The following is a 4,661-nucleotide window of genomic DNA, read 5'->3' on the forward strand; positions in this document are numbered from 1 at the left end:
CCGAGGGCAGGACCGTGACCCGCAGCCGGTCGGTCTCGATCTTAGCCGGATCGGCGGCGGTTTGGTATTTGCACACCAGGATGGCGCCATCGTTTTCGTCCGCGCTGGGATCGACCCCCTCAATATACAGGGAGGTTGGCAGGTCGGCGAGGGTGTTGATATCGGTGCCCAGCACCCATGTTTTCGCTGCGGCAAAGGGATCGGTGGGGCCGTCAAGGAGCAGGCTGCCAGCGGCCTTTGCCCGGTCGGTCCAGACCTTGATCTTCTCCGCCCCCTGCAGGATCTCCAGGGTAACCGTGCCTTCGGCGAGAGTTGCCGGCAGACCGGTGACCTTCACCTCGATCAGATCATCGTCAGCCTCGGCCATGGTATCATCCGCATTACCGGCAACCCCGTCCGCGTTATACCCGTCGATAAGATCCGGCACCCCATCCTTATCGTCATCGTCGCGGTTGAGGGGGACGACCAGGCCGGGGGCGAGATATTCGGCCGGATCGTCCTCACTGAACTGGCCGTCCCGATTCAGATCCGCGTCCAGCTCCAGGGCAAGGGGCTGGAGGGTCATCTCCCGGCTTTTGACCTCCATGACCTGCGAGCCCTCGTTGAGGACCACCTGGGCCTGGTAGGCGCTCTCCAGGTCCAACCCGAACCCGCGCAGCAGGGTCATCTTGTCCTGTCCTCCTGGCTTGGCGTTGAAGAAGGCGATGTTCTCGAAGGTGTTGTTTATCTGCTTCTTCAGGACAAAGTACGAGGTGGCGGCGGCGTACTCCGGCGGCGCGATGGTGAAGGGGATCTCGGTGTCATAGGTGACCTGGCCCTGCTCGTTCACCGGGATGATGTATTTTTCTTTCGGTAGGGTGATATCGACACTATAGACAATGCCCCCGTCGGTGATTTGTGGGCTGGGCAGGTCTTCCTCGATCAGGGTGCAGGGGAGATCCTTGTCGCAGACCTGGGCGGTGATGCGGACCTTCAGCGTGGCCTCGCCGGTGACCTGGAACTGCTTTTTCTGCGGGGTCGCGGCCAGGGGATAGTCCACCCGGAACAGGCCGTTTCCCAGGGGCGAGGCCTGGGTCCCGTCAAAGGAGACCCGGGCATTCACGAAGTTGGTGTCGATGGCATAGACGCCGTTGCCGGTGACAAAGGGACAGGTGTCGGTCCCGGGGGCACAATAATACTCCTTCGACTGCACCTCCTCCCCCTCCCGGACATAGAACAACCGGGCCAGGAGCGGGATGGTGTTGGTCCCCTCCTTGCTCACCGGGCCGCCGTCGATGAAGTTACCCAGGTTGTCCACGGTATGGATCAGCCGCAGGGAAAGACCGCGGTAGGGCTCGTCCGCCGGGTCGCAGGGTCCGGTGGGGTGGGTGGCGACGGTGACGGTTTTTTCCAGACCGCCAGCGCTGATGGTGACCGGATAGAGGGCGTCGGGCCGGCCGCCGAAGAGGACCTGGGCCACGGCACCGGTGTGCAGGGCGGTCTCGGTATCCAGGGTCTGGCTGCCGCACTCGCCGTAGACCGGGATGTGCTGCATGCAGGGGGCATCGACGGGGATGAGCAGTCCCGGCTGGTCGCCGGTCTCGGAGGCGCAGGCGGACCTCGGCTGGGCCGCGCCCATGCTGAAGTGGACCGGCACCTTGTTGATGGGGTTGTTGAACTGGTCCTCCACAAAGGCGACCAGGGTGGCCCCCCAGGTGAGGATGGGGCCGCTGCCGCCGTCGCCGGTGACCCGGAGGTGGTGGGCGGGTCCGGGGAAGGTGGCGACGGTGATCGGGACGTCGGTCTGCAGCCCGGTGTCGCTTGTGACCTCGATCACGGTCTCGTCCACCTGCTGCACGGTCATGTCCTCCGGGTTGCGGGCGGTGGTGGGGTTGCCGCTGGTGGTGGACTCGGGACAGAGCAGCTCGACCCGGGCGCGGCCGTCCTGGCCGGTGGTGACCGCGGCGCTGCTCGTCCAGCCGTCAGCGGCCAGGGCGCGGACCCTGCCGCCGCCGGCCCGGACGGTGAAGGTGACCGTTACTCCCTTGACCAGCCTGCCCTCCCGGTCCAGGGCCACGACCAGCAGGGGGCTCGGCAACTGTGCACCGGCGGTGCCGCTCAGGAGACCCGGTCCCCGGATCACCCGCAGCTCCACCGCGGCCAGGGGATTGTCCGAGAAGTCCGAGTCAGGGTTGGTCAGGATGTCGCGATACTCCGGGGGCCAGCGCTCCGGGCTCAAGGCGGTCATGCCGCCGGCGATCCCCCCGGCGAGCATCCAGCCGAAATCGAGGCCACTCTCCACCAGATAGGCGTAGCCGGCCCAGTCCTCGTAGCTCAGCTCCGTGGCCGGGATGGTGACTGCATACCCCTGGTGCACGCCGGCCGCGATATCGGCGGCGATGGACGGCGGCAGGTTCAGGCCCGGGAGCACAGTGCCGATGTTGCCCCCGTGGAGGAGCTGGATCGGCAGGCCGCTTGCATTGGCCAGGCCGAGCATTTTGGCGGTGGAGACCGCGTCCACCCCGAACCCCTCGGCAAAGACCTGATGCTCCAGCACGGAGTGGTGCAGGCCGGCCAGCTCCATGAACAGGAGGGCCGGGTCGGAGCCGGAAGGAGCCAGCCCGCCCAGGAGCTCCACCGCCCGCAGGTCGGCGTCGAGATACAACCCCTGCCAGGCGAACCCGTGCGGCGTATCGAGGAGCGCCACCACGTCCAGGACCCCGCCCACGGTCACCAGGGTCGGCAGGGGCCGGGCCAGGGTCAGCTGCAGCAGCGAAGCGAGCTCCTCTTCCGCCTGGTTGCCCTGGTGAAGATAGGAGACGGCCTGTTCGAAGAGCAGCCGTTCGGCGTTCATCCCCGCGAGGGGGACCGCGGTCAGGCCCGGGGCCTGCTGGGCCGCCAGGCCGATGACCGTCGGGTAGCCGGCGACCAGGGTGTTGTCTACGCGCTGGCTGGTGGCGGGCGCGATGAGCTCGGTGGTGAGGGTAAAGTCCGCGCCGGCGGTCAGGCCGAGCGTGCCGACGATCTCCCGCTTGCCGTTCACGGTGAGCACCGGCCGCAGGCGGATCAGATAGAGGGGGGTGAGATCCAGGCCGCCGTAGGAGTTCATGATCTCCTGGTCCTCGATGGTCTCCGGCTCAAAGGTGACGGCCAGGCTCCGGCTGGCGAGCTGGTGGACCGGCAGGGTCTGGTCGAAGACCGGCCGCTGGTCGCTGGTGGTGGCGGTGAACCTCACCCGGTGCAGGAGGGTATCGGGCAGGGCCGCGTACTCGCCGGTGATTGCCGCCGCGGTGAACTGGAGGCCGGCGGGCAGGATCTGCATCTCCTCGCGGTTGATGGTGCGGCGCCGCAGCAGGTCAGGGTAGCCGGTGCCCGGACTGGTCAGCGCCAATTGCTCGTTGATCCGGCTCCGCAGGAAGGTCAGCGGCGTCTCGCTCCGCATCGCGGCCAGGTAGTCAGAGCGGACCCCGGCCAGGTTCAGGCCGGCCAGGGCCGGCACCGGGCTGTTCTCGCTGTAGCCCCTGGTCTTGATGCTGGGGTCCAGGGCGAGCCAGGTCCGGCCCTGCTCATCGAGGACCGCACCGCGGTAGTTGGCGTAGGGGACCAGGGTCTCGACCCAGAGGTGCTCAAAGCGCAGATTGCTGATCCGGCCGCCGCTGATCACCGTTTCGCAGGGGATGCCCGCCTTCTGCAGGAGGCGGGCGATGGCCTGGGGATCATCGAGCCCGGTCTGGGCCTTGGCCGCCTCGATGTCCGGGAACTCGGCGACCCCGTGCACGTACCGGGCCGGAAATCCCGCGGCCCGGAGCAGGGCGACCAAAAGCGTTGCCTGGTCGGCGTCGTTGCCGCTCTTCTGGCGCAGGGTCTCCTCGGCCCCTTTCATCGCCCCCCAGTACCACTCGGTCTTGACGTTGTTCTTCACCCACTCATACATCGCCACCGGGCTCCAGTCCAGGGATCGGGCCAGGCCGGCGATGGCCGGGCTGATGGGCGCCTCGGGGCTCGCAGTAAGGTCGGCGCCGGCGAAGTCCGCAGTGCCGCCCCGGTAGGCAGGGACGACCGCCGGGGTGGTCACCGGCTTGCGCGAAGGCAGGTTGAGGTGGCGGTAGGGGAGGCTGCCGTGGATGCGGTAGGGGCGCTCGGGCAGGATCTCCGCCAGGATGGCCCGCAGCTCCCTGACCTGCGCCAGGGTGGGCTGCTCCGTTGCCAGCGCGTCCAGGGCGGCCAGATAGCGGCTGACCGCCTGGCCATATCGCTCCTCCATCTCGGCATGGCGGGTCATGGCCCGGCCCTGGCCCTGGGCATCGAGGCGGGCGCCCTGTTCATGGAGCCTGGCCAGATAGGCCTCGTGGTCGGCGCGGATGGCACTGCCCGCCTCCTTGAGCCGGGTCAGGGCGGCCTGCGGCGAGGTGCTTGCAAGCATTGCCGCTTCGATTTGCGCCACCTGGGTGCGGCTGCGCTGGAAGGCGTCGCGCAGGCCTTTTTCCAGGGCGCGGTCGGCGGCCAGGAACGATCATTTCTCGAAAAGATTTTTTTTCGGATCCTCTTCTATGTTGCGAGTGCCATCCGGGTTGAAATAGTAGAAAAAACTGACCTGTGCCTTTTTGTATACCCGGATATCTCCTTGTAATTTTCCGTAATTAGCCTTAATCACGTTGCCGTTATTATCGACTTCAGAGCGT

At 66.9% G+C, this 4,661-nt stretch carries 1 protein-coding gene; it reads right to left on the bottom strand.

Features of this window, described 5'->3' with window-relative positions:
- Nucleotides 1-4,402 (bottom strand): transglutaminase domain-containing protein (locus AB1634_18710; protein ID MEW6221545.1); only part of this gene is annotated, 4,402 nt, incomplete at its 3' end.
- Nucleotides 4,403-4,661: the final 259 nt, after the last annotated feature.

This window comes from Thermodesulfobacteriota bacterium, from assembly GCA_040755095.1.
Lineage (GTDB): Bacteria > Desulfobacterota > Desulfobulbia > Desulfobulbales > JBFMBH01 > JBFMBH01.